The organism is Allomuricauda sp. d1 (assembly GCF_039592695.1).
GTDB lineage: Bacteria > Bacteroidota > Bacteroidia > Flavobacteriales > Flavobacteriaceae > Flagellimonas_A.
The window spans coordinates 1093765-1117059 of sequence record NZ_JBBUTK010000001.1 but is presented as its reverse complement, the minus strand read 5'-3'; the positions used below and the strand labels follow the sequence as shown (position 1 = coordinate 1117059).

Annotated in this window: 24 protein-coding genes; 14 read left to right on the top strand and 10 right to left on the bottom strand. The window is 43.0% G+C overall.

What is annotated here, in order from left to right; genetic code table 11:
- Window positions 1–2: 2 nt before the first annotated feature.
- The 6 genes from AAAH86_RS05215 to AAAH86_RS05190 form a co-directional block, all read right to left on the bottom strand.
- Entirely contained in the window at window positions 3–974 is a 972-nt protein-coding gene (locus tag AAAH86_RS05215; RefSeq protein WP_343486457.1) for a hypothetical protein, read from the bottom strand.
- A complete protein-coding gene (locus AAAH86_RS05210) occupies window positions 971–1921 on the bottom strand; it encodes a hypothetical protein (protein ID WP_343486456.1) in 951 nt (316 codons plus the stop codon). The genes AAAH86_RS05215 and AAAH86_RS05210 overlap by 4 nt, the downstream gene beginning before the upstream one ends.
- A gap of 2 nt (window positions 1922–1923) precedes the next feature.
- Entirely contained in the window at window positions 1924–2571 is a 648-nt protein-coding gene (locus AAAH86_RS05205; RefSeq protein ID WP_343486455.1) for an SGNH/GDSL hydrolase family protein, read from the bottom strand.
- Window positions 2572–2665: 94 nt separating this feature from the next.
- Entirely contained in the window at window positions 2666–3772 is a 1107-nt protein-coding gene (locus AAAH86_RS05200) for a family 20 glycosylhydrolase (RefSeq protein WP_343486454.1), read from the bottom strand.
- 11 nt (window positions 3773–3783) lie between these two features.
- Entirely contained in the window at window positions 3784–4362 is a 579-nt protein-coding gene (locus tag AAAH86_RS05195; protein WP_343486453.1) for a hypothetical protein, read from the bottom strand.
- Window positions 4363–4366: 4 nt separating this feature from the next.
- Window positions 4367–5854, bottom strand: coding sequence for a carboxypeptidase (locus AAAH86_RS05190; protein ID WP_343486452.1), 1488 nt, complete (start codon window positions 5852–5854; stop codon window positions 4367–4369).
- Between the two features lie 109 nt (window positions 5855–5963).
- On the opposite strand from AAAH86_RS05190, the gene AAAH86_RS05185 reads away from it, so the two are divergent.
- The 4 genes from AAAH86_RS05185 (at window position 5964) to AAAH86_RS05170 (ending at window position 13067) form a co-directional block, all read left to right on the top strand.
- Window positions 5964–7100 carry a Gfo/Idh/MocA family oxidoreductase gene (locus AAAH86_RS05185; RefSeq protein ID WP_343486451.1) on the top strand — a complete coding sequence of 379 codons (1137 nt, stop codon included), beginning with the start codon at window positions 5964–5966 and terminating at the stop codon, window positions 7098–7100.
- Window positions 7101–7418: 318 nt separating this feature from the next.
- The gene (locus AAAH86_RS05180; RefSeq protein ID WP_343486450.1) at window positions 7419–8972 is read left to right on the top strand and encodes a phosphatase; all 1554 of its coding nucleotides are present in this window, start codon (window positions 7419–7421) and stop codon (window positions 8970–8972) included.
- A gap of 75 nt (window positions 8973–9047) precedes the next feature.
- Window positions 9048–10898 (top strand): cytochrome c peroxidase, encoded by a 1851-nt coding sequence (locus AAAH86_RS05175; protein WP_343486449.1) that lies wholly within the window; start codon window positions 9048–9050, stop codon window positions 10896–10898.
- A 123-nt stretch (window positions 10899–11021) separates the two neighbouring features.
- Window positions 11022–13067, top strand: a complete 2046-nt coding sequence (locus tag AAAH86_RS05170) for a fasciclin domain-containing protein (RefSeq protein WP_343486448.1) — start codon at window positions 11022–11024, stop codon at window positions 13065–13067.
- A gap of 8 nt (window positions 13068–13075) precedes the next feature.
- Here the strand turns inward: AAAH86_RS05170 and AAAH86_RS05165 are convergent, their stop codons facing one another.
- Both AAAH86_RS05165 and AAAH86_RS05160 read right to left on the bottom strand, forming a co-directional pair.
- Window positions 13076–13840: a TIGR02757 family protein gene (locus AAAH86_RS05165; protein WP_343486447.1), complete on the bottom strand. Its 765-nt coding sequence runs from the start codon at window positions 13838–13840 to the stop codon at window positions 13076–13078.
- A 2-nt stretch (window positions 13841–13842) separates the two neighbouring features.
- Window positions 13843–14505, bottom strand: coding sequence for an ABC transporter ATP-binding protein (locus tag AAAH86_RS05160; RefSeq protein WP_343486446.1), 663 nt, complete (start codon window positions 14503–14505; stop codon window positions 13843–13845).
- A gap of 152 nt (window positions 14506–14657) precedes the next feature.
- On the opposite strand from AAAH86_RS05160, the gene msrA reads away from it, so the two are divergent.
- From msrA to AAAH86_RS05140, 4 genes are all read left to right on the top strand, one after another.
- Window positions 14658–15221, top strand: coding sequence for a peptide-methionine (S)-S-oxide reductase MsrA (msrA, locus tag AAAH86_RS05155; RefSeq protein ID WP_343486445.1), 564 nt, complete (start codon window positions 14658–14660; stop codon window positions 15219–15221).
- 1 nt (window position 15222) lies between these two features.
- Window positions 15223–15822, top strand: a complete 600-nt coding sequence (folE, locus tag AAAH86_RS05150; RefSeq protein ID WP_343486444.1) for a GTP cyclohydrolase I FolE — start codon at window positions 15223–15225, stop codon at window positions 15820–15822.
- A 41-nt stretch (window positions 15823–15863) separates the two neighbouring features.
- The gene (locus AAAH86_RS05145) at window positions 15864–16142 is read left to right on the top strand and encodes a hypothetical protein (RefSeq protein WP_343486443.1); all 279 of its coding nucleotides are present in this window, start codon (window positions 15864–15866) and stop codon (window positions 16140–16142) included.
- Between the two features lie 143 nt (window positions 16143–16285).
- Complete coding sequence (locus AAAH86_RS05140) at window positions 16286–16777, top strand: hypothetical protein (RefSeq protein ID WP_343486442.1); 492 nt, start codon at window positions 16286–16288, stop codon at window positions 16775–16777.
- A 66-nt stretch (window positions 16778–16843) separates the two neighbouring features.
- Here the strand turns inward: AAAH86_RS05140 and folE (AAAH86_RS05135) are convergent, their stop codons facing one another.
- Both folE (AAAH86_RS05135) and AAAH86_RS05130 read right to left on the bottom strand, forming a co-directional pair.
- Window positions 16844–17512, bottom strand: a complete 669-nt coding sequence (gene folE / locus AAAH86_RS05135) for a GTP cyclohydrolase I FolE (RefSeq protein ID WP_343486836.1) — start codon at window positions 17510–17512, stop codon at window positions 16844–16846.
- Window positions 17513–17560: 48 nt separating this feature from the next.
- Window positions 17561–17953 carry a MerC domain-containing protein gene (locus AAAH86_RS05130; protein WP_343486441.1) on the bottom strand — a complete coding sequence of 131 codons (393 nt, stop codon included), beginning with the start codon at window positions 17951–17953 and terminating at the stop codon, window positions 17561–17563.
- Between the two features lie 95 nt (window positions 17954–18048).
- Here AAAH86_RS05130 and AAAH86_RS05125 point away from each other — a divergent pair, with 95 nt between their 5' ends.
- The 6 genes from AAAH86_RS05125 to AAAH86_RS05100 all read left to right on the top strand — a co-directional run bounded on the left by AAAH86_RS05125 (window position 18049) and on the right by AAAH86_RS05100 (window position 23207).
- The gene (locus AAAH86_RS05125; RefSeq protein ID WP_343486439.1) at window positions 18049–18675 is read left to right on the top strand and encodes an ATP-binding cassette domain-containing protein; all 627 of its coding nucleotides are present in this window, start codon (window positions 18049–18051) and stop codon (window positions 18673–18675) included.
- Window positions 18672–20006 carry an ABC transporter permease gene (locus AAAH86_RS05120; protein WP_343486438.1) on the top strand — a complete coding sequence of 445 codons (1335 nt, stop codon included), beginning with the start codon at window positions 18672–18674 and terminating at the stop codon, window positions 20004–20006. The genes AAAH86_RS05125 and AAAH86_RS05120 overlap by 4 nt, the downstream gene beginning before the upstream one ends.
- Window positions 19999–20436, top strand: a complete 438-nt coding sequence (locus AAAH86_RS05115; protein ID WP_343486437.1) for a hypothetical protein — start codon at window positions 19999–20001, stop codon at window positions 20434–20436. Before AAAH86_RS05120 ends, AAAH86_RS05115 begins: the two co-directional genes overlap by 8 nt.
- 4 nt (window positions 20437–20440) lie before the next feature.
- Window positions 20441–20878 carry a hypothetical protein gene (locus AAAH86_RS05110; RefSeq protein ID WP_343486436.1) on the top strand — a complete coding sequence of 146 codons (438 nt, stop codon included), beginning with the start codon at window positions 20441–20443 and terminating at the stop codon, window positions 20876–20878.
- Window positions 20879–20893: 15 nt separating this feature from the next.
- Window positions 20894–21298, top strand: a complete 405-nt coding sequence (locus AAAH86_RS05105) for a transcriptional repressor (RefSeq protein ID WP_343486435.1) — start codon at window positions 20894–20896, stop codon at window positions 21296–21298.
- 235 nt (window positions 21299–21533) lie between these two features.
- Window positions 21534–23207, top strand: a complete 1674-nt coding sequence (locus tag AAAH86_RS05100; RefSeq protein WP_343486433.1) for an alkaline phosphatase PhoX — start codon at window positions 21534–21536, stop codon at window positions 23205–23207.
- The last annotated feature ends 88 nt before the right edge of the window (window positions 23208–23295 follow it).

The window sequence follows — 23295 nt, the reverse complement described above, 5'->3', positions numbered from 1 at the left end:
GTTCAGCTCAACAGATTATAAATAACCAACAACCGCCCCTCTTCTCGCCATCGTATCCATCCTTCACCGACCTTATTGAAATTATCGTTCCAAAGTTCGACCAGCATCCAGTCATCACGAACTAGAATCGGATGCATAAACGAGAAGGACATGTTAATATCACTCGACGCTACAAAAGGCCTTTCTTTGACTTTTTGGTTGGATTCTGATGGAAATTCCACGGAATGCACACCCAATAAAAATTCGGGCCATAAAATAATGTTACCACGATGATTGTTCACATAAGCGGTGCGGCCAGTTTGATTGTTGACCACGACTTCGGCAAAATCTTTGCCCAAGGAGCGGATTTGAAAATAGAGCAGGTCGTAATCAAGTTTTAAATGTTCGGGCACCAACCAAGGGGGAGCTTGAACGATATCAAAACCTCTGTGTTCTATTCTTTTGAATACCACACTATCGGTGGGGGAATGCTCCATGACCGATTTTTCAAGATTTGGGTTTCCGTAAAAAAATACAGTCGAATGGTCATAAAAATTCGGAGCGAAAAAACCGAGTCCCATTTTTGTTGTCGTTTGAGAGATAACATGGTTGTCAATCTTATTCATTGCAATGAGTTTCCCATTATCAACTGGAGCGGTAGGTGTCTTGGGCTGTTCTTGATAATTAGGTTTACGGTTTTGCTGCCTTTGTTTGAAGCGGTAGCGAAAATACCCGAAAGAAACCAAAAGAAACACCGCCAAAACAATGTTTCCGATGACGATGGTGCGATGTCGGGCATGATGGGTCAAAAAGAAAGAGGCGATAAAGGCAATGCCCCCGAACAATACTCCATAGCCCAAGACAATAGCACCTGCTGCCAACATTTGACCTTTACCAGCATCAATCCAACCCGCAAAGAGCAATCCCAGCACAAAAAAGGCCAATAATACCAAAAGATTGAAGAGCAGTGAAGCGGGTTTAAACAGCTTTTTCATTCTTGGATTTTCTTTCTCAACTCCTCAATTTGAAAGTCAGTTTTATAAAGTCTACTGTTTCCATTTTCGTAAGAATTGATATAGGTTTCGAATGTTGTAAATTCATCGAATCTCGAATTGGGCAATGTGACCCGTCTACTGGTGAAATAGATGGTATTGTTTTCTTCGTCAACAAAAGGGCAATAGTCCATCTGTGCCGAGTTGATAGGCTTGGGCAAGGGCTTTGCCTGTGACCAATTGCCTTTACCCTCATTGAAACTGATATAAATGTCGCCACTACCCAGGCCATCTTCCCTATTGTATCCCCCGAACAACAAATATGATTCGTCATGTGATATGTACGCATTATACTCAAAGCCCTCTGAGTTTATGTGTTCACCCAATGAAATGGGGTCTGTAAAGCCACCATTTTTAAAAGCACTGAAAAAGATATCGTCCCGACCTTTGCCTTTGGGATTGTCACTGGTAAAATAAAGATTGCCATTTTTTGATAGGGCAGGGTAAAATTCGTTGTGCTCTGTATTGATAGGATTGCCCATATTCACGGGTTCTGACCATTCTTCTATTAAATTGGCCCTTTCTACATACCAAATATCAAAGTCTTTTTGACCAGGGATGGAATCATTCAACGGCCTATTGGAAACAAAATACAAACGCAACCCATCTTGGGTCAGAAAAGCTTCAAGGTCTTTGTACTTCCCTGAGAATGAAGTGATTTTTGGTGTTGACCAATCGCCATTTTTTTTAATGGATGTACAGATGACCGAAACTTCTTCTGTTGGCGATTGTAGGGTGTAGTAGGCTTCATTACCCGATTGGGACATGGTAAAATCCCTGACCTTATCGAACTTTTTCAACCCCTCGATTGCCGCAGTGGCCCCATCATTTTCTTGTGCTAAACCACTGGTCACAATCATTGAAATAAAGACAATTATTGTAGTTCTCATTTTTATTGGTTTAAGACGGAATTTATAGCTTCTTCCACTAGAGGCTCCATAATGACGTACCCCTCTTTAGTGGGATGCACCTCATCATCGGCATATTTTTTCGGGAGACCGTTTCGGTCGTCTGCCATGGCCGAAAAATAATCGAGATAGGGCACGTTTTCTTCTTCAGCGAGTTTTTTGAGCATGTCGTTCAGTTTGGGAATTTTGATATTGGGCTGCAATCCGGGCCGCCACGGGTAGTCGTAAGCGGGAAGTACCGAGCAAACAATGGGCACAATTTCATTGGCCTTTGCCAACTCAACCATAGAATGGATGTTATCTCTGATTTGCACAAGCGTCATGGCCCCCGTGTTCCCAGCTATATCGTTGGTGCCAGCCAAAATCACGACGATATCTGGGTTCAAATCAATGACATCTTGTCGAAAGCGCAATAGCATCTGGGGTGTGGTCTGGCCACTGATACCCCGATTGACATAGGCTTTACTGGCAAAAAAATCTGGGCGGGCCGCCGACCAGCCTTCCGTAATGGAGTTGCCCATAAAAACGACACGGTGTTTTACCTCTGGATTCAAGTTGGCATTGGCCACTTGGTATTTTTTTAGATTGGGCCAGTCTTGTGCTTGTGCAGTATTGAACAACAATCCTATCATAGAAAGAATTATTAATATACATTTCATAAGAAAAGGCTTAGAATGATCAAGATAGTATTTTGTTGAAGATGCGGTCAGAGTATGTTATTTTCTGTTACTTTTCTCCCAGTTCTTTTATAGAGTTGGCCATCGCTTTGAAAGTCAGTACACTACTATAACCCTTTTCATCTATTTTGTGAGCAGGATTCTTGTATTCTTTCATGAATTTTTCAGCAGAAGACCAGTAGGTATGCATAACGCCCAAATACCGGGAAGCCATTTTTTTATTTGAATTGCTTTTGAAATCAGTTATCATCTCAACCTGTTCTTTTGCTACATTGGGTTTACGCCATGGGCATGCCACTACATTAAAACCTTTTGTTGCGAAATAGGCCGGTGTCGGATAGGCCTTTTCATAGTGCCAATCACAAATAACCACTGATTTTGGAATTATATCAATAGCCCGGGCAGTATTGTTCATGCTGGCTTCCCACATACCAATGCCTGTTTCGGCACCATCGATTAGACGATCGCCCCAAATCCAAAGTCGGATATCCTTTTTGGCTAGATGGTTGTTGATTTTGAGCACTTCGTTGGCAAATAACTTGGCTGGATCATAGCCGTTACACCTTTGGCAGTCTTTATGTGCGAGATAAAAGACCTCGTCCATACCCGCATGAAAGGCCTTGGCTTTGAAAACTTCTACAATCTCGTCAACCAAATCAAAAACAACATCGTGTACATTGGGATGTTGCGGGCAATAGCTCTTACAGTATAGCCCATCTTCATTTGGCCATTCATAAGTGTCGGGCAATTTTATGTTTGGGGTCTCGTCAAATTCAGGATATACCTCTAATAGTTTAGTGGCCTTTGAATGCCAGCTTTGATGACCAAGAAGATTTAGTTGTGGAATGATCTCAATGCCCAAATCTTCACAGGCATCCACCAGTTTTTTGACTTGTGCTTTACTCATTGGATTTTCACCCCGTAATTCGGGCCGTGACTCATATTGATAGCGATAATCAACCCGCAACACTAAGGTGTTGATGCCACTTGGCTTTAATTCTTTGGCCGCAAAGTCGATGAAATCATCCAAAAATTCAGGTTGCGGTAAGGCAATGCAAAGGCCCTTGATCTCTAAAGCCTGTTGGGCATACAGATTTGTGAATCCAAAAAACCAAAACAGGAAAAAAAAAGAGCTTCGATAAATCACTCGATTCATAGCGTCGTAAATTATTTGTCTTTTGGCGGGGTAATCATGATATGTGCCCGATGGGTGCCCGGATCCATCAACCAAGCATGGCCAGGTGGAGTGGGAGTAGTGGGCAAGCCAGTACTTTTGCCCGTAGCATACGGAATGTAGAACACGTACCGCACATACGGATTGTCAACTTCTTTTGTTTCTGGGTTCACATCCCCAGTGAAAACACAGAGCGTAGCTTTGTCGGGCATTTTCAGCTTTCCGGCCTTGACCTCGCTTTCACGGATATCAAAAATCTCTTTCCCATCTTTGCCCTGTGAGCGAAGTTGTCGTCCGCGTGTCATAAAAGGCTCCAAATCTCTATGGTAAGCCGCAGTGGAAAACTTTTCCTTTTTCGGGTCATCTGCGATGGCAATGTAATCATTGTTTCCTTCTTGTAGTGTCACAAAATTTCCATCGGAATCATAACCGTACACTTTGGCGTCCTCTTGGTAATCAATTGGCACCGCCATCAGGGCTGTCTTTATTTGCCAATCTTTTGGGGGTATTTCTTGCGTCCATCCAAAAATGGGAAGCAAAATGCCCATGTAAATAAGCTTGATTTTTTTCATGTTTTCAATATTTAGCGGATTCTCCTTGGGTCATCGTTCTTTGGATAAAAACTCTCAAATCATCATTTGCCTTTTTCAAATCTTCACGGCGCAAATACATCATGTGGCCTGACCGATACCCCTTGAACTCAAAACGGTCTTTCATGCGCCCACTGGGGTCAACCTGCCACATCGTGTACTTTGCATTAAAATATGTAGTCGCACCATCGTAGTAACCTGATTGCACCAAGACATTCAAATAAGGGTTTTGTGCCATGGCTTGGCGCAAATTGTCACGGGTGTTGTCATCATCGTTGTTCCAAGGCCGTACAGGGCCGAACATGTTGTATTTGATATCTGTCTTAAAGTTGAGCTCTTCTTGCAGATAGTAATTGATGGCCGGGGTAAAGCTGTGCAGCCATGAGGTCAGTTCTGCCGAATAATCGGGGCCGTCTCCGAACAATTGCCGATCGATGCCCAAATAACGGCTATCGAGTCGGCCAACATTGTAGCCACCTTTTTCTTTGAGCAGGTTTTTCCAAAAAAAGCGGGTGGGCACATCTAAATTGTGGTCGAGGATGTCTTTTTTGTCCAACCCAGAATAGTGGGCCATTTTTTCCGCTACGGTATTACGTTCATTATCAGAAATAAATCCGCCCTTGGCAATGGCAGGAATCAGCGTATTAATGGTATAATCTTCCGATTCGGGAAGCACCTCCAATAAATCCTTGCTTTGCAATTCTGGTGGCAAAGCTTTGTGATGCCATGCCGCTGCCGTGTAATAGGGTAGGTTTAATGCACTTGACACAGGACCACCGACCCGAATGACCTTGTAATCTGCCGGACTTACCATGATGACACCATTTAGATACATCCACTGTTGGTTTTGAAGCGCCAATGAAAGGCCCATGACACGGGTGCCACCATAACTTTCACCAATGATATATTTTGGCGAACGCCAACGGTTATTGCGGGTCACAAAGGTGTTCATCCACTCTGCCAAATATTTAATGTCTGCATTGATGCCAAAGAATTTATCGCGGTCGACCTCATCTCCTTTTTCTGGAATCGTTCTTGAATAGCCCGTGTTTGCTGGATTGATGTAGACGATATCGGTAACATCCAACACCGAAAATGGATTTTCCTTCACCCCATACGGTTGCACGGGGTACCCTTCATCATCAATTTTCAATACCCGCGGGCCTGTGTATGCCAGATGCATCCAAACAGAACCAGAACCTGGCCCGCCATTAAACGAAAACAATAGGGGTCGAGTTGCCCTGTTTTTTATATTGTTTCGTGTGTAATAGGTGTAATGCAGCGAGGCAATGGGTTTGCCCATCTCATCCCAAACCGGTTGGGTTCCAGTTGTTGCCGTGTAATTGATGGGCGTGCCGTTGATGTTCACGCTGTGCTGGGTGGTCACCGTGGTGTCAATGGGCAGTTTTCGTTCTTGTGCCCAAATTTGGAATGTCATCAGTGCCGAGGCCAAAAAGAGTATTGAATGCTTCATAAAAAGGTTGAATTAGTCTTGATACTAAAATATGGATTTTGTTTAAGAAACATTAAAGGCAACCCATTGCGCATGCTATTTTTTATCTTTAGAGACATCATCACATCCCATGAAAACAATTACTCGAAGAAAATTCAGCGGTACATTGGCAAGGGGCATTGGGGCGTCTGCCGTTGCAGCCCATTTACCGCTCGCATGCGCCATGAAGAATAAACAAACATCAGATAAATTAGGCATTGCCCTTGTGGGTCTCGGCAGTTACAGTACCTATCAACTGGCACCCGCACTTCAAGACACGGAACATTGCTTTTTGGCAGGTATTGTAACCGGCACACCCGCAAAAGAGAGAACCTGGGCAAATAAGTACGGAATACCACAGAAAAATATCTACAACTATAAAAACTTTGACTCCATCAAAGACAATCAAGATATCGATGTGGTCTATGTGGTCTTGCCCAATAGCATGCATGCTGAATTTTCGATAAGGGCTGCACAGGCAGGTAAGCATGTAATTTGCGAAAAGCCCATGGCCATGAATGTTGCTGAATGTGACACCATTATCAAAGCTTGTGATGAAAACGGGGTGAAACTCGGTATGGGCTATCGGCTACATTCGGAACCTTATACCCAAGAGGTGAAACGGTTTGTTCGAGAGAAAACGTTCGGTGATATTCTCTATGTCTCTGCGGATGCGGCTTATCGTTCAACTGGCAACCCGAACCAGTGGCGGTTGAACAAAAAACTTTCAGGTGGCGGAGCTTTGGTGAACATGGGGGTTTATGCCATTCAGAGTGCTATTTACAGTACGGGGCAGAATCCGATTTCTGTATCCGCTCAAGAGTATAGTACACGTCCCGCATATTTTAAGGATACCGATGAGACCATAACCGCACAATTTGAATTTCCCAGTGGGGCAGTGGCGAACATTATGACCTCGCACAACATTCGGGCCAATAGATTGTACGCCACTTGTGAAAATGGCTGGTTTGAATTGGATCCTGCCAGTACTTACATTCCATTGGCGGGCAGAACATCCCGTGGGGAATTGAATTTCAAACAAGAAAGCCAACAAAAATTGCAGATGGATGATTTTGGCAAGCATATTCTTTTTGATGGCCCCAATTTAGCACCCGGTGAAATGGGCAGACGTGACATGGTCATTGTCGAGGCGGTTTATAAATCCATTAGAGAGGATGGCAAGAAGCAAAAACTCAATTTCGAAACTGATTATGGATTTGGGGGCTGACCTCTTCCAAAGTTTTTGTGGAACGCTAGAAAAAGCACAGTAGTGCAAATTAAAATCCATAGATTTCTGTAAATCAAATAGTTAAATTTAATTTCTTTCTTCATCATCTTACCGTGACCTAAAAAGATGTTAAACAATCTTCCATTTTATTAATATCCAATCTTAATAATAACATTCCCTTAAAGATTTAACGTTTTAATGAAGTTTAGTTCAATGTATGACCACATTGAGTTAACGTATGTAGGTGTTGCCTCTGGGTACATTTGTTAAGAATCCTATAAAAAATATTAACCCTTCATTTAAAACTTTAAAATCAAAATGAGAACACTAAGAAATGTAATGCTATGCTTTGGCTTTTTGGTCGCTGCTACCTCCTGCCAGAAAATTGATGACTTCGTTGGCGGCGGAGGTGATGACGATGAACCAGACATGGAAATGGAACCCTTAACTAGCTCTGTTGTTCCAGATGGCGTATTTACACTGAAAGGCGACTTTGCTAGTAGTGCAGATTTAAAAATGATCATGTCTTCAGCGGACATCCTTCCTTCTGACCCTTCATTTGTTTATGGTTCGTTTATGGATGGTGCTGCACTGTACCCAAATGGAGATGGAACTTACGCTTTCATCAATAACTTGGAATCTGATTTTTCCATCGCAAGAATTATGATGAATTCTGATTTGCAACCTTACGAAGGAGAGTACATTGTCAGCGCAACAGCTACGGCGTTTACTGCACAATGTTCAGGATCTTCGATTACTCCTGATGAGCACGGATTCGGACCTCTATACCTTTCTGGAGGTGAGTGGGGCGGTAATGCCAAGGGTGTTTATTCTGTAAACCCTTTCCGCAACTCAGAAGACAGGGTTCAAGCCGACAGACTACCTGCCTTGGGTGAATGGTCCACTGAAAATGCTGTGGTAATCGGTAAAAATGCGTATCCAAACACAACTGTGGTCTTCATGGGTGATGATGATAGTAGCAATACTTACCCAGAATCACACTTTGCCATGTACGTTGGTGGCCTGGGAGATTTAAGTGGTGGAAACCTCTACATGCTTAGAGGGAAAAATCCTGTGGAAACTGGTATCGGTGAAGGAGGCCAGCTGTTCGAGATGGGTATGGCTGAAGGTACTGAATACGATGTAGAGTGGGTTGAGGTTACTGAAAGAACCTTAGATGAATTGAACCAAGAAGGTATAGATTCTTTGGCCATTGGTTTTCAAAGAGTGGAGGATATCGATTGGAGAAGAGGCTCTGCTGAAGCGAACAGAGAAGTGTACTTCAATGCTACTGGGCGTTACCGAGCTGACAATCCTGACTTGGCAACCAGAGGTACAACTTTTGGCCGTGTTTACAAATTGACTTTGAATCCAGATGATCCAACTGGCGATGCCAAATTGGAAGTAGTTATGGATGGAGATTTGGAAGGCGGTAAGGCTGACGGTATGCACTCTCCTGACAACATCTTTGTTACTGAAAACTATGCCTATATTCAAGAAGATCCCAATGGCTATGCCGATTTGAATCCAGATATTCAGGGTTGGGCTAAGCTTTGGCAGTTGAATTTGAACACTGGCGAGGTCAAAGAAGTAATGGAGTGCAACCAAGATGGTGCCGCTGCTCTTGGTTACGGTACTGCCGAGGATACGTATTGGGAAATTACCGGTATGATTGACGTGACTGACATTATTGGTGCTTCTGAGCCAACATTCTTAGGGGGTGCTCAAGTTCACTCATGGAACTTTAGCACAACACCAGAAACTGCGGTAAGGCCTGATGGAATGAAATTTTTCGATCCAACAGCACTTACGGAGGATGCGGCGAGATTGGAAGGTTCTTTCTTGTTTAAGATTACAGGTCTCCCAAAGTAGCTTTTAAATAAAACATCAAAAAAAGGGTTCCCGAAACCGGGAACCCTTTTTGTTTCCTAAATTATTTTTTTCGCTATGAGTTTTAGAAAACATCCTTTTTTTTTACTTATTCTCTTAACTATCATTTCCTGCAAAAAAGAAGAAAAGTTATTGGCATTAGCTACTTCGGATGATGATGTGTCCATGTTCAACGATGCTATACGGAACCACTATTTTAAAACTTTGGATAGTGCCGCCTTTTATATACAAAAGGTGGATACCTTAAAATTACTGGAAGAGAACAAGGCCAATTTTCTTAAAAGTAGGGAATGGTACAAACGTGCCGAGCCCATGTTGATGGCTTATGACAATGAGAATTACCTTTCAATGAATGCGCCCAATTTGTTAAAGGTCGAGATTGATGATTATCAAGATATTAAGGTGATCAAACCAAAAAGCTACCAAGTTCTTGTGGAGCTTTTGTATGCAGAAGAAGGATTTGAAAATAAGGATGTTGAGTACGTCATCGAATATTTAAAGGTTCGTATACCTTATATCCGAAAAAACCATATTCTGATACGCCAACGAGATCGCCATCATCTAAAAATGGTGCGCGATGCCATCGTCAATGTAGCTACAAAAGGGATAACCGGTTTCGATTCACCCATGCTGGCCAACTCATTGAATGAGGCCATTTACAATTACGAGACCATACAAGAAATTTTGGGTATTTACGAACCCGCCTTTGCCTCCAACGAATTATACCAATCTTGGATTGACGAAATCAAAAAAACAATCTCAGATTTAAGGGCTGGGGATTTTGATTCGTTTGATCGATATGCCTTCATAAAAAACCACACCAACAGACAACTTGAACTCATCAATAAAACCGCGGAGGATTGGAACATTGAACTGAATACTTCCCGCCCTTTAAATCCAACGGCAACCAATCTTTTTGATAAGGATTTCTTCAACATCAAACTTTTTTCGGTGCCGCGTTCACCAGAAATTACTGATGAACGTATAGAACTGGGAAGAATGCTGTTCAATGATGAGTCACTTTCAAGTACTGGAAATATTAGCTGTGCCACCTGTCACCACAAGGAAAAAGCCTTTACGGATGGACTCAAAAAAGCTCGTGGAATAGCAAATGTAGAACTGCAACGAAACACCCCAACCTTGACCTACGCAGTGTATCAAAAAACCATGTTCTATGATGGCAGGGCTACGGGACTCGAGGACCAAATCGTGAATGTGGTCAATGACAAAAACGAGTTCCACATGGATTTGGATAAACTGGAACACCGAATAAAGGAAAATCCGCTATATGTCCAGCAGTTTGATTCGCTCTATAATGGGAAAATCAACAATAGAAACGCCCGTCACGCCATTGCCACCTATATCAGAAGTTTGGCTCCCTTTGATTCCAAGTTCGACAAGAATATGCAAGGTCATGAAGATACTTTAACTGAAGAGGAAATTTTGGGTTTCAATCTTTTTATGGGCAAGGCTGCTTGTGCCACTTGCCATTTTCCACCGGCATTTAATGGTACGGTTCCCCCAAAATACATGGAAACTGAATTTGAAAATTTGGGAGTCCCTCAAAATGCAAGTTTTGAACATCCTATTTTGGATAAAGACCCTGGACAATACTATCCTTATAAAGTAGAGGAAAAACGAAATTTCTTTAAAACATCCACGGTTCGGAATGTGGAGTTGACCGCGCCCTACATGCACAATGGGGTTTACAAAACCCTTGAGGAAGTCGTAAATTTTTACAACGTCGGCGGTGGACAAGGTATGGGGTTGGATGTACCCTACCAAACCCTGCCGCCAGATTCACTCCATTTAACCGAAAAGGAATCCAAGGCATTGATTGTTTTTATGAAAACGCTTACCGATACGGCCTTTGAGAACAAATCAGATGGATTGGTCGCAGAGCGATGATTTCTGATGGTACTGCAAAAACAAAAACTTAAGATTGAACTAACCATCCCTTAAAATAAGATTCGCCATATCCATACGTCAAAACTGTACTTTTAAAAATCAACTAACACTTCTAAAATGAAAATGAAATCACCCCTCTCAAAATTTGGATTGATTGCTATTGCCGTTCTCTCCTTTTTAGTGTTTTCCTGCAACAAAAACGATGACGACGGAAGCATGCCCACCGAGGATGTGGAAGGTGGCACTACAGACGACATGCCAGATGACGGGCAAGGTGGCGAAGCGTTGCCCAACATCGTGGCTCTGGCCCAATCAGAATCGTCGTTGAGCAATTTGGTGGCGGCACTCTCCACCGCGGATGCTGATTTGGTGGAGACATTATCCGCTGAAGGCACGTTCACTGTATTTGCTCCTTCAAACGATGCTTTCGATGCCTTATTGGGAGAATTGGACGGATTCAGCTCGTTGGATGATTTTGATGAAGACGATGAAAAGGCGTTGTTGGCAGAAATTTTGAAATACCATGTCATCAGTGGTACGGCAACATTTTCAGATGGTCTTTCTGAAGGTATCGTTTTGACCACTTTACAGACTGAAGAACTGACCGTAAATGTAGATGCTTCCATCTTTATTGAAGATAAAACCGATGTAGCTGCTGAAGTCACAGGGGCCGATAATGAAGCCTCAAATGGGGTGGTGCACATTATCGATAAAATTTTATTGCCCGATGCGGTTTTGGAAGTCATTTTCCCAAAACCTTCCATTCCAGAATTAATCCAAGAAACCGAAGAATTATCGTTGTTGCTCGAAGCTGTTGAAAAAGCCGGTTTGACCGAGGATTTAAGCGCAGATGGACCATTTACTGTCTTTGCTCCCTCAAACGAGGCCATACAAGAATTGTTTGATTTGCTCGGCGAAGGTTTTGCCAACTTTGATGATTTTGATAACGCGATTGAAATCCTGATACTCCAAGACCTTTTAAAATACCATATCGTGGCCAGCAATACGTTGTCCACGGATTTGGCAGCGGGTAATGTTCCGACCTTATTGGATGGTGAGAGCCTTGAGATTATTGCTTCAGGAGATGAATTTACGATTGGCGATGCAACCGATGAGGATGCAAATCTTACCTCCATCGATAACGAAGCCGCAAACGGGGTCGTCCACATTGTGGATAAGGTACTGATACCGCAATTTGTACTGGATTTTTTGGACGATAATGGCGGACAAGCAACATCAAAAAGCATATCAGATTTGGTTACAGAATCGGAAGATTTCTCACTTCTAAAGGAAGCTTTGGAGCTGACAGGTCTGCTTGACACTTTGGATGGTGAAGGTCCGTTCACGGTTTTCGCGCCATCGCAAGAGGCCTTTGAACAGCTTTTTTTTATCATTGGCGCAAGCAACATAAACAGTTTGAATGAATTTGATACCGAACTTGAGATTGGCTTGTTGCGAACGGTACTTTCGTATCATGTGAGTCCTGTTGAACTGACTTCCAATAGTTTTTCTGAAACCGATTTGGGCACGCTTTCTTCTGGAGATAACCTGCATTTGGTGAATCGAGACGGGGAATTTGTTTTGGTCGATGCTGTCGGCCTGGATATCGACTTTGAATTAAATGACATTCCCGCGGGAAATGGTGTGATTCATATTGTTGATAGAGTGCTTGTGCCACAATCGGTGATTGAATTGGTGTTGGATGAATCGACTATTGCGCTCATGGATTTTTTGGATCAACTAGACAGAGAAGATGTGTATGCTTTGGTCTGTATGTTGGGCAATCAATATGAAGAAGTATTGCAGAGCGATTTCACATTTTTCCTACCCACAAATCAAGCTTTCTTAAATCTTTTTGATTCACTGGACGGTATCAATTCCATAGCAGATTTTGATACCCAAGAAGAATTGGAACTTTTGGCAACGATATTGTCATACCACTTCGTACCAGACAGTACATTCACCTCAGATGCCTTGGTAAATTGTGGTACAATGGAAACCTTTCAGGGTGAAACACTGGAAGTGCGCATGGGTGAAGATGGGGCCTACATCTTAGACAAATCTGGTGCACCCTCAAAAGTGACTTCTGTTGACAATACTGTTTTGAATGGTGTGATTCATTTTATAGACAAAGTTTTGTTGCCCAATGAGGTACTGAATCAATTGTAAGTATCCACTCAAAACTTCTCAAAGACCCCTAATCCGAATAAAGCAAAGTCGTATTTGACAGGATCTTCGGCATCCAATTTCCGAAGCGATTTGTCCAACTCGGCCAATGCTTTGGCATCGTTCTGCTTTCGTCTTAGGAGTTTGAGCTTTCGGGCGACATTGCCGGAATGCACATCTAAAGGGCATGAGAGTTGACAGGGTGATATATTTTTCCAAAGGCCAAAATCCACTGATTTTGTGTTGGGGCGCACCATCCATCGCAAAAACATATTGATGCGCTTGGCGGCCGAACCTTTTTCAGGATTCGATACATGTTTTGCGGTACGTTGAAGATGTGGCAGCTCAAAAAAAAGGTTTTTGAAATTCGTAATGACGGGCTGCAATGAATCTGGGCTGGTATTTTCAGTAAACACGGTTTCGAGTCCACCGTGGTTGTTGTATATGTTTTGGAGGGACTGCACAAAGTATTGCAAATCGGTACCATTGAACGTTCGGTGCACAAAAGGGGAGAGCTGCTGCAGGTCACTTTCTTGATGGTTAATGACAAAGTCGTATGGACATCCATCCAACAACTTCATCATACGGGCAGCATCGTTGATAATGCTCTTGCGGTTGCCCCAAGCAATGGTGGCCGTCAAAAAGGCACTGATTTCAATATCTTCTTTCTTTGTAAACCGATGTGGAATCTGAAGTGGGTCTGTTTCCAGAAAAGTGGGATTTTCATAGAATTCAGCCTTTGCATCCAAAAAGTCTTTGAGTTCGGCCTTTGTCATGATTATGACACAATCAATCCATCGACCATGGTCAGTTTGCGGTCTGCCATATCGGCCAACTCTTCATTGTGGGTCACAATGACAAAAGTTTGGCCCAGCTCGTCCCTGAGCTTAAAAAATAGTTGGTGCAAAGTGTCGGCACTTTCAGAATCAAGGTTGCCGCTGGGTTCATCGGCAAAAACAATCGAAGGATTGTTGATTAAGGCACGGGCCACGGCGACCCTTTGTTGCTCACCACCCGAAAGCTCACTGGGCTTGTGGTCGTATCGGTCTTTTAATCCCAATAAATCCAAAAGTTCTTTTGCTTTGTTTTCAGCGTCTTTACGGGGTGTTTTTTTTATAAAAGCGGGAATGCAAACATTTTCCAAAGCCGTAAATTCAGGTAATAGCTGATGGAATTGAAAAATAAAACCGATATGCTCGTTGCGAAAGCGGGCCAGTTTCTTATCCTTGAGTTGTAATATATCCTCTCCGTTGATTTGCAGTTCACTATCTGAGCTGTTTGATGGACTATCCAATGTGCCCAAAATCTGTAAAAGGGTTGTTTTTCCAGCACCTGAGGCTCCTACGATAGAAACGATTTCACTTTGGGAAACGGCAAAATCTACACCTTTCAATACTTCTAAGTTGCCATATTCTTTTTTAAGGTTGGATGCCTTTATCATGGTTGAAAAATTCAAAGGTGAAAAGTACACATTCCTGCAATCTGATAAAAATCGGCTGCAATTAAGTTTTATGCGTTGTTTGCGACATAAATATTCGTTAAACCATGGTACGAAGTAACCTATTACTTAACTTTGTTGAACTTTTAAGATATATGGATAAACAAAAAAATACTGCAGTTGAAACCGCTATCCTAGCTGGGGGATGTTTTTGGTGTACTGAAGCCGTGTTTCAACGGTTGGAAGGTGTCATTTCTGTGGAATCCGGCTATACCGGAGGGCATATTAAAAATCCAGCCTATCGAGAGATTTGCTCTGGTAGAACAGGGCATGCAGAAGCTATAAGAATTCAGTTTGACCCAACGAAAATAAAGTATCCTGACCTGTTGGAGATTTTCTTTGCTACCCACGACCCGACAACACTGAACCGACAGGGCAATGACGTGGGCACACAGTACCGAAGTGAAATTTTTTACACCACTGACGCCCAGAAAGAGCAGGCAGAAGCGTATATTTCACTGTTGGTAAAAGAAAAAGTATTTACCTCGCAAATTGTGACCACAGTTTCTGAGGCTGAAATATTTTACAAGGCAGAGGAAGACCATCAGAATTATTATGATGAAAACCGAATGCAACCGTATTGCCAGTTTATCATTGACCCTAAGGTCAAAAAATTAAGGACTCATTTTGCAGACAAACTAAACCCAGTCAAGAGTTGATATGTCACCATACCGAAATTTAGAGGAATACAACATCAATATCACCAATGAGGTCAAAGAGCGTTTTTCAAAAATCATTGATGAAATAGGGGAGGATGTCACCCGTGAAGGCCTAGTAAAAACCCCAGAGCGAGCGGCAAAAGCCATGCTGTTCTTGACCCAAGGCTACAAACAAGACGCCGAAGAAATCTTGAAAAGCGCCATGTTTGCCGAAGAGTATGACGACATGGTGATTATCAAAGACATTGAACTGTACTCTCTATGCGAGCATCACATGCTTCCTTTTTTCGGCAAGGCGCATGTGGCGTATATTCCCAATGGCCATATCGTGGGTCTGAGCAAAATTCCACGTGTGATAGACGTATTTTCTCGACGCTTACAGGTACAAGAACGGTTGACACATGACATCTTGGAATGCATCAATACGGTTCTGAAGCCCAAGGGCGTAGCAGTTGTCATTGAAGCTGCACACATGTGCATGATGATGCGGGGGGTACAAAAGCAGAATTCGGTGACCACCACTTCGGGTTTTCGGGGCCAATTTGAGAAGATAGAGACACGAAACGAGTTTTTAAAGCTTATCAGTTCTGATTTATCGTAGTCGGATTTTTCTGGTTCGAAGCGATTTCCTATTTTTCCAACATGGGTGAAGAAAAAAACCATAGATACAGAAACCTGCTGTATAGTGTGCTTTTGGATGGAGTCGGAATGCTGTCCTTTTTTATCCCCGGTATCGGAGAATTTTCAGATGTCATTTGGGCACCGATAGCCGGATGGCTCATGACCCGAATCTACAAAGGAAAAGTAGGCCAGGCTGCGGGTGTCATCACCTTTGTCGAAGAGCTGATACCTGGGCTTGATGTGATACCCACTTTTACCTTGACTTGGATTTACACATACCTGATCCAAAAGGATAAATGACACATCGCCGACGGGCTAAAATTTTAATTCTCGTTACTGTATTTTCAGATTTCTTTATACAAATCCGTTAAAGATTCAAGCATTACGGCAACCCAATCCACTGGTTTTAAATAACTTTGTTGAAATGGTAAAATCCAAGAACTATGAGAACATTGACCTGTATTTTCGCATTTGCATTTTTGTTTATAAGCTGTGACGACCAGAAAAAACAACTTGCCGAGAAGTTTGACAAACTACAGACCCAGCACGATAGTATCGCCCAAGTACATTCTGAATTCAAGTCTGTACATACAGCCATGTTGCAAAAACATCAAGAATTCAAATCTAGATTGGAAGGAATGGAAGTCCAAGATTCAACTATATTTGAGGATGTGGCCAAGCATGAAGCCATCTTGGTCGAACACGATGCCTTACTAGAAGGTCATGATGAAATTATCAGTGCCCACAAAGAACTGAAGAAGGGTTTTGGTGAAAAGTCTGCCGCTGAAATGGAGGCTCAACTATCTCAAATGATGGAGACCCATGAAAAGTTGATGGAAGAACACAGCGACATGGAAAAAGATCATGAAATGATGCAAAAAGAACACGAAACCATCATGGCGAAACTGGACAGCACACAGATTGATGCTTCTTGATTTAGAATGAAGAGTCATGGAAAAGCCGCGTTTTGCGGCTTTTTTTGATTCGGAAATGTTTTGTGATTATGAACGAACGCCATCGTTTTTCAAAAGACTAAAAAACTCTTCACGCTTGTCAGGGTCTTCAAAGGCCCCACCGTACTCCACGGTCGTGGTGAGACTGTCTTTATCCTTGATGCCCCGCGAAGAGACGCAGAGATGCTTGGCATTAACGACAATGATGACATCCTCGGTTTCCAAGGTTTTTTGAAGATCTTCCAAAATTTGGAGGCAAAGGCGTTCCTGCAATTGTGGACGATGGGCGTAATAATCCACCAAACGGTTGATTTTTGAGAGTCCGACCACTTTATTTTTTGGTACATATCCTACATGGGCGTGACCAACAATGGGCAAAAAGTGGTGCTCGCAAGAGGAGTCAATGGTGATGTCTTGCTCTACCAGCATTTTTTGATATCCATATTTATTCTCAAAAGTGGATATCTTGGGGCGGTTTTCAGGATTTAACCCATAAAACAGTTCTTTGACGTACATTTTGGCAAAGCGATATGGAGTTCCTGAAAGACTGTCATCGGTGAGGTCCAACCCCAAGGTTTCCATGATTTTCTGAAAATGATGCTGTATATGTTCGATTTTTTCAGCATCCGAAGCAGAAAATGCGTCGTCACGCACCGGTGTTTGAAGCGAAGTGGAAATGTGTTGGTCACCCAGTGCTTCTATTTTTTCAACATCAATCATAATCCCATTAAAATTTTTAGGTATCTACCTTTCATTCCCAGAATTTTATTCTTCTGCGCAATGATGACAATATTTTCGGTTATAGAGGTGGAAGAAAACAAGCGCGACCGCAGGCACATAGATGGCCTCTTCCACAAGATGGAACCAAGAAAGCTTTTCATTCAATACCATAACGGCCAAAACGACCCAGCTCGCCCATAGCGCATTTCGCATCCATTTTTTTGAGGTCGTCTTGCCCGACCACCATACGGCAGCGAACGAAATGACCAAAAAGAAGATATCAAGAAGCCCCCACCATAGCGGGTGGGCCTCGCCATGCTCGACCAATCCTGCCTGTGCCACAAACAAAAATGGGGTGGCCAAACAGTGAACCAAACAAAGACCACTGGCCAGTGCCCCTACCGTGTCAGATTTTGAATGTAATTGCAGGATATTCATGTCTTTTTTTATCGTTCTTTTAACGAAACGCAAAGGTAGGTTAAATATTTACAAATGCAACTTGGTTGCATTTGCATTATTTTTATTTTTGCCCAATGGTCAAAACAGCTGATTTACATTTTGAATACCCGGGAGGTGAGTCCTTTACTTTTCCAGATATCGCTTTACCTCCCAAAGAACATCTGCTCATCTTGGGTCCTTCAGGTATCGGTAAAACTACCTTGCTTCATTTGCTATCGGGCATACTACCGGCATCACGAGGCATCATATCCATTGATGGCGTTGAAATCACTTCGTTGAACCGAAAGGCATTGGATGAATTCAGGGGGGCAAACATTGGACTCGTTTTTCAACAATACCATTATGTTAAATCATTGAACGTCGAAGAGAATTTAAAGTTGCGCCAACATTTTCCAAAAAAGTTGGTGGACAAGGAGCGACGAATCGCCATAGCGGAACGATTGGGCCTCGGCGACCACCTGAACAAGAAAGTGACCGAGTTGAGTCAGGGGCAACAGCAGCGTTTATCCATTGCGTTGGGATTGATTCATCGACCGAAAGTCGTTTTTGCCGATGAGCCCACCTCCAATTTAGATGATTCTAACTGCGAACAGGTCTTGACGCTCTTAAAAGATGAGGCGGATCTATGTGAAAGTAGCCTTGTCATCATTACCCACGACCATAGGGTCACCCAACATTTTTCAAACCAGATTGTGCTATGAACTTAGGGTATTTGGCATATCGAAATATGATTTCAAAACCGTTGAACCTGGTTTTGAGCCTATTGCTTTTGGTATTGAGTGTATCGTTGGTCACTTTTATATTGCAGCTCAGCAAACAATTGAATGGGGAGTTGAACAAGAATATTGCTCCGGTCGATATGGTTGTTGGCGCCAAGGGAAGTCCATTACAGTTGGTGCTGTCTTCTGTTTTGCATATTGATGCCCCAACTGGAAACATAAAACTGGAGGAAGCAGAGCAAATTAAAAAACATCCTTTTGTGGGGTCTGCCATCCCAATTTCTTATGGCGACAATTATAAAGGGTACCGTATTTTGGGTACGGAGATGGACTATTTTGAAAATTACAATGCCGTATTGAAGGAGGGCCGTTTCTTTTCAACATCCTTTGAAGTGGTCATAGGCGGTAGCGTTGCCAAAAAGTTGGGACTTAAGGTAGGAGATTCTTTTACAAGTTCCCATGGTTTGGCAGCCACGGGGGGCGAGGCACATGAAGACCATCCGTTTACGGTTGTGGGCCTATTGGAACCCACGGGAACGGTAATTGACCAGTTGTTGGTCTGCAATTTGGAAAGTATTTGGGATGCCCATGCGCATGAAGATGGGGAACACGATGAAAATCGTGAAGCACATGGTGACGAAGAGCACGATCACGAAGAGGATGCACACGAACATAGCGAAGATGGGCATGACCATGAACACGGGGATGATGAACATGACCATGAACATGGGGATGAAGAAGACGACCATGAAGAAGAACATGCAGAGGAACTTGAGATTACCTCGCTGTTGGTGAAATTCGAAAGCCCATTGGGGCTAGTGCAATTGCCCCGTTTTATCAATGAAAACACGAACATGCAAGCCGCGCTGCCTGGATTCGAAATACAGCGCCTCATGGGCTTAATGGGCTCAGGTGTAAAGACCATCAACGGCATCGCCCTTGCCATTTTGTTGGTTTCAGGTTTCAGTATTTTCATCAGCTTGTTAAAGACCATTCGCGAAAGGCGGCAAGAACTGGCCTTGTTGCGCACCTATGGTTTGGGCACAAGAAAACTGTTGTATCTGGTATTGGTAGAAGGGTTGTTGTTGGCTTTCTTTGGATTCTTGTTAGGGTGGTTGTTGGGCCGTTTGGCACTATTATTGGTCTCAGAATACATCGAGTCCGGCTATGGCTATGTTTTGGCATTAAACGGACCTGATTTTACCGAATTCTTGTTTTTTGTGGCAACCTTGGTAATTGCGATAGTTGCAGTAATTTTGGCATCCACATCCATTTTTAAATTGAACATATCAAAAACATTGTCTGATGTATAAACGATATCTTTTGCTATTTTTTCTTCTTGTGGCTCAGGACATTTTCGCACAGTCGAAATTGACGTGGAAAGAGTTTGCCGATGTCAATTTTGAACCGGAATACAACGAAAAATACGGGGTGAATTTTTTAATGCCGACCTTCGGCGAAACAATAAAGTCGTATAAGGGCAAAGAAGTGAGCATCAAGGGCTATTTTTTGGATATTTCAGGAAGCGGCGAAGTGTTCTTGGTTTCCCAAAACCCTATGGCTTCCTGTTTTTTCTGTGGGGGTTCGGGGCCAGAGACCATTATAGAGGTCAACTTCAAGGAAAAACCACCGTTCAGGACGGATCAGATAATCACGGTCACCGGGGTACTCGAACTGAACAGGAACGATGTAGATCATTGTAATTATATCTTAAAAGGGGCCACAGGCAATCTGGTGAATTAAAACGATGCGATATTATCTCTTGATATTACTGATTGGGTTGGGAACAGATGCCCAAGCACAGACCTTTTTGGATTGGTCAGATCTCTCCGATGGAATTTCATATCGAGCACTTTCGTTAGAAGACCCTTTTCCGGGTTTTAGCAAAGCAACGTTTTCTGAAAAGTTAGCAGTATTGGAGGGAAAAGAAGTCATTCTCACAGGTTATTTTTTGGTTTTGGATGGCAATCAATCCTTGCACATGCTTTCCAAGAATCCAATGGCTTCCTGTTTTTTCTGTGGCAATGGGGGGCCAGAGACGGTTGCTGGCCTTCAATTTCAGGAAGAGCCATCGTTCACCACAGACGACTTGCTGTCCGTAAAGGGCATTCTGCGCTTGAACCGTGACAACCCCAACCAATATTATTATCGAATCGAAAAGGCCGATGCGATACGCCTCAAATAACAAAAAACAAGGAAAATGAATTCCCGACAGGCAGAGCAATTGTTACAGCAAAAGGGACTGAAACGAACAAAGCTAAGACTGGCATTGCTGTGTCACTTTGTCAAAACTCCGCATGCACAATCCTATGCTGACATAAAATCGGCCTTGGTGGGAGAAACGGATAAATCAACCCTCTACCGAAACTTGGCCACTTTTGAAGAAGTGGGCCTTGTTCATAGCATCAATGACCATTCGGGGGTAGCCAAATATGCCTTTGGTCAATCCCCGACGCAAGGTAATGAACACGCTCATTTTGTGTGCGAATGTTGCGAAACGGTGTACTGTATGGATGAATTGACCCCGTTACGGATTGATGTTCCGAAAGGATTCAAAACCAACAACGTACAAACCGTAATCAGGGGCATTTGTGCAAATTGTTGAATATATCAAGTGTCAAGTTCAAATACAATTTCAAAACCATTGGCGAAAATTCGTGAAATTTGTGTCCAAAAGAGCCATGAGCCCAGAACCAAGAGCCAAGATGGTAGGTGGTATGTAAGTTTTAGGAACAAACCCCACGGCCACTGGAACAGATTCTTTTCACAGTATTCAAAACACAAATCCGTTGTCCCCGTCTAAAGTCTAACATCCAACGTCTCACTTCTAAAATCAAAATATGGCATATAATCGTAGGGAATTTATCAGTTTTTTGGGCAAGGCAAGTATGGGAACGGCTATTTTGCCCCCATTTTTAAAGGGCTGTGGTAATTTGGCATCTCCGGTCACAAACAATTTGTTAACCAGTGAGTCAACTCTGGATGCTTTGAAGAGCGTAAACCTTGAAGGGCTTTCACCTTCCAATGTAGATGATTTGTTGTTGGCCAAAGGGCTGGACTATCACGTAATTCTACGATGGGGCGATGAAATTAGTGAAAAAGATAGCTTTGGTTTCAACAACGATTTCACCTGTTTTTTACCCTTCAACGAAGAAGATGCTACCGATGGCTTGCTTTGGGTGAATCACGAATATGTGAATCCCCTGTTTGTTTCTGGGTTTGACCACAGAAAATATCAAAACGCCGAAGAACATCGAACAAAAGAACAGGTCGATAAAGAAATGTACAATATCGGGGGAAGCATCGTTCGCGTCAAACAGACCGATGGCAAATGGAAAGCAGTAAAAAACGACCCACATAACCGTCGCATTACTGCCAAGACTCTGATGAAGTTCAATTGGGACAATCCCATCAATGGGGCTTCCACGGCAATAGGCACAAATAGTAATTGTTCAGGGGGTATTACGCCTTGGAAGACTTTTTTGACCTGCGAAGAGAATTACGATAGCTTTTTTGGGGAAACGGAATATGATAATGATGGCCGACCATCACATCGGGATAGTTGGCAAGGCTGGGAAAAATTTTATGCTTATCCGCCAGAGCATTACGGCTGGGTGGTCGAAGTAGACCCGAAGACAGGTTTGGCCCAAAAGCACGTTGCCATCGGTAGATATGCCCATGAATGTTGTACGCTTTATGAATTGGCGGATAAACGTGTAGTAGCTTATTCAGGGGATGACAAGAACAATGAACATTTGTACAAGTTCATCTCGTCCAAACCGGGCTCGTTGAAGGAGGGAATACTCTATGTGGCCGATACCGTAAACGGAAAATGGTTGGCCCTGGACTGGGAAAGCCAACCCGTATTGCAAGAAAAGTTCAAAGACCAGACCGAGGTGTTGGTCCGCACGAGGGAAGCGGCCAAAATTTTGGGGGCCACCGAGCTGAACCGCCCCGAGGATATTGAAATCGACCCCATTACGGGAAGTATTTTTGTAGCATTGACCAACAATTATGATAAAAATGATTTTCACGGATCTATTTTGAAAATCGTAGAGACCGATGGTCAATACGATGCCTTGACTTTTAAGGCCTCAACTTATATGGCAGGGGGCGAGAAAAATGGCTTTTCGTGTCCCGATAACTTAGCCTTTGACATGGCTGGAAATTTATGGTTTACCTCAGATATGTCGGGCAGTAAGATGAACAAAGAAGATGGGCCGTATATGGCGTTCAAGAATAACAGTCTTTTTGTGGTGCCCCGTCATGGAAAAGAAGAAGGAAAGGTCATTCGCCTAGCTTCGGCCCCCAATGATGCTGAACTTACGGGCCCGTGGTTCTCACCCGATGGTAAAACCTTGTTTTTAAGTGTACAGCATCCCGGCGAGCAGACTTCAGATATCAATGACCCGACCAGTACATGGCCTTTTGATGGAGACGGTATTCCCAAACCGGCCGTGGTGGCCATTACAGGCGATTTGATTGAAAAGATGAACAAACTGCACCTGCTGTAAAGGGCCTAACAACTAAAAACGGCGGGTTTGGTCTGGATGCGAAAGTATAATTAAATCCTTTGAAAAGAATGTTTACGGAATTACTGCA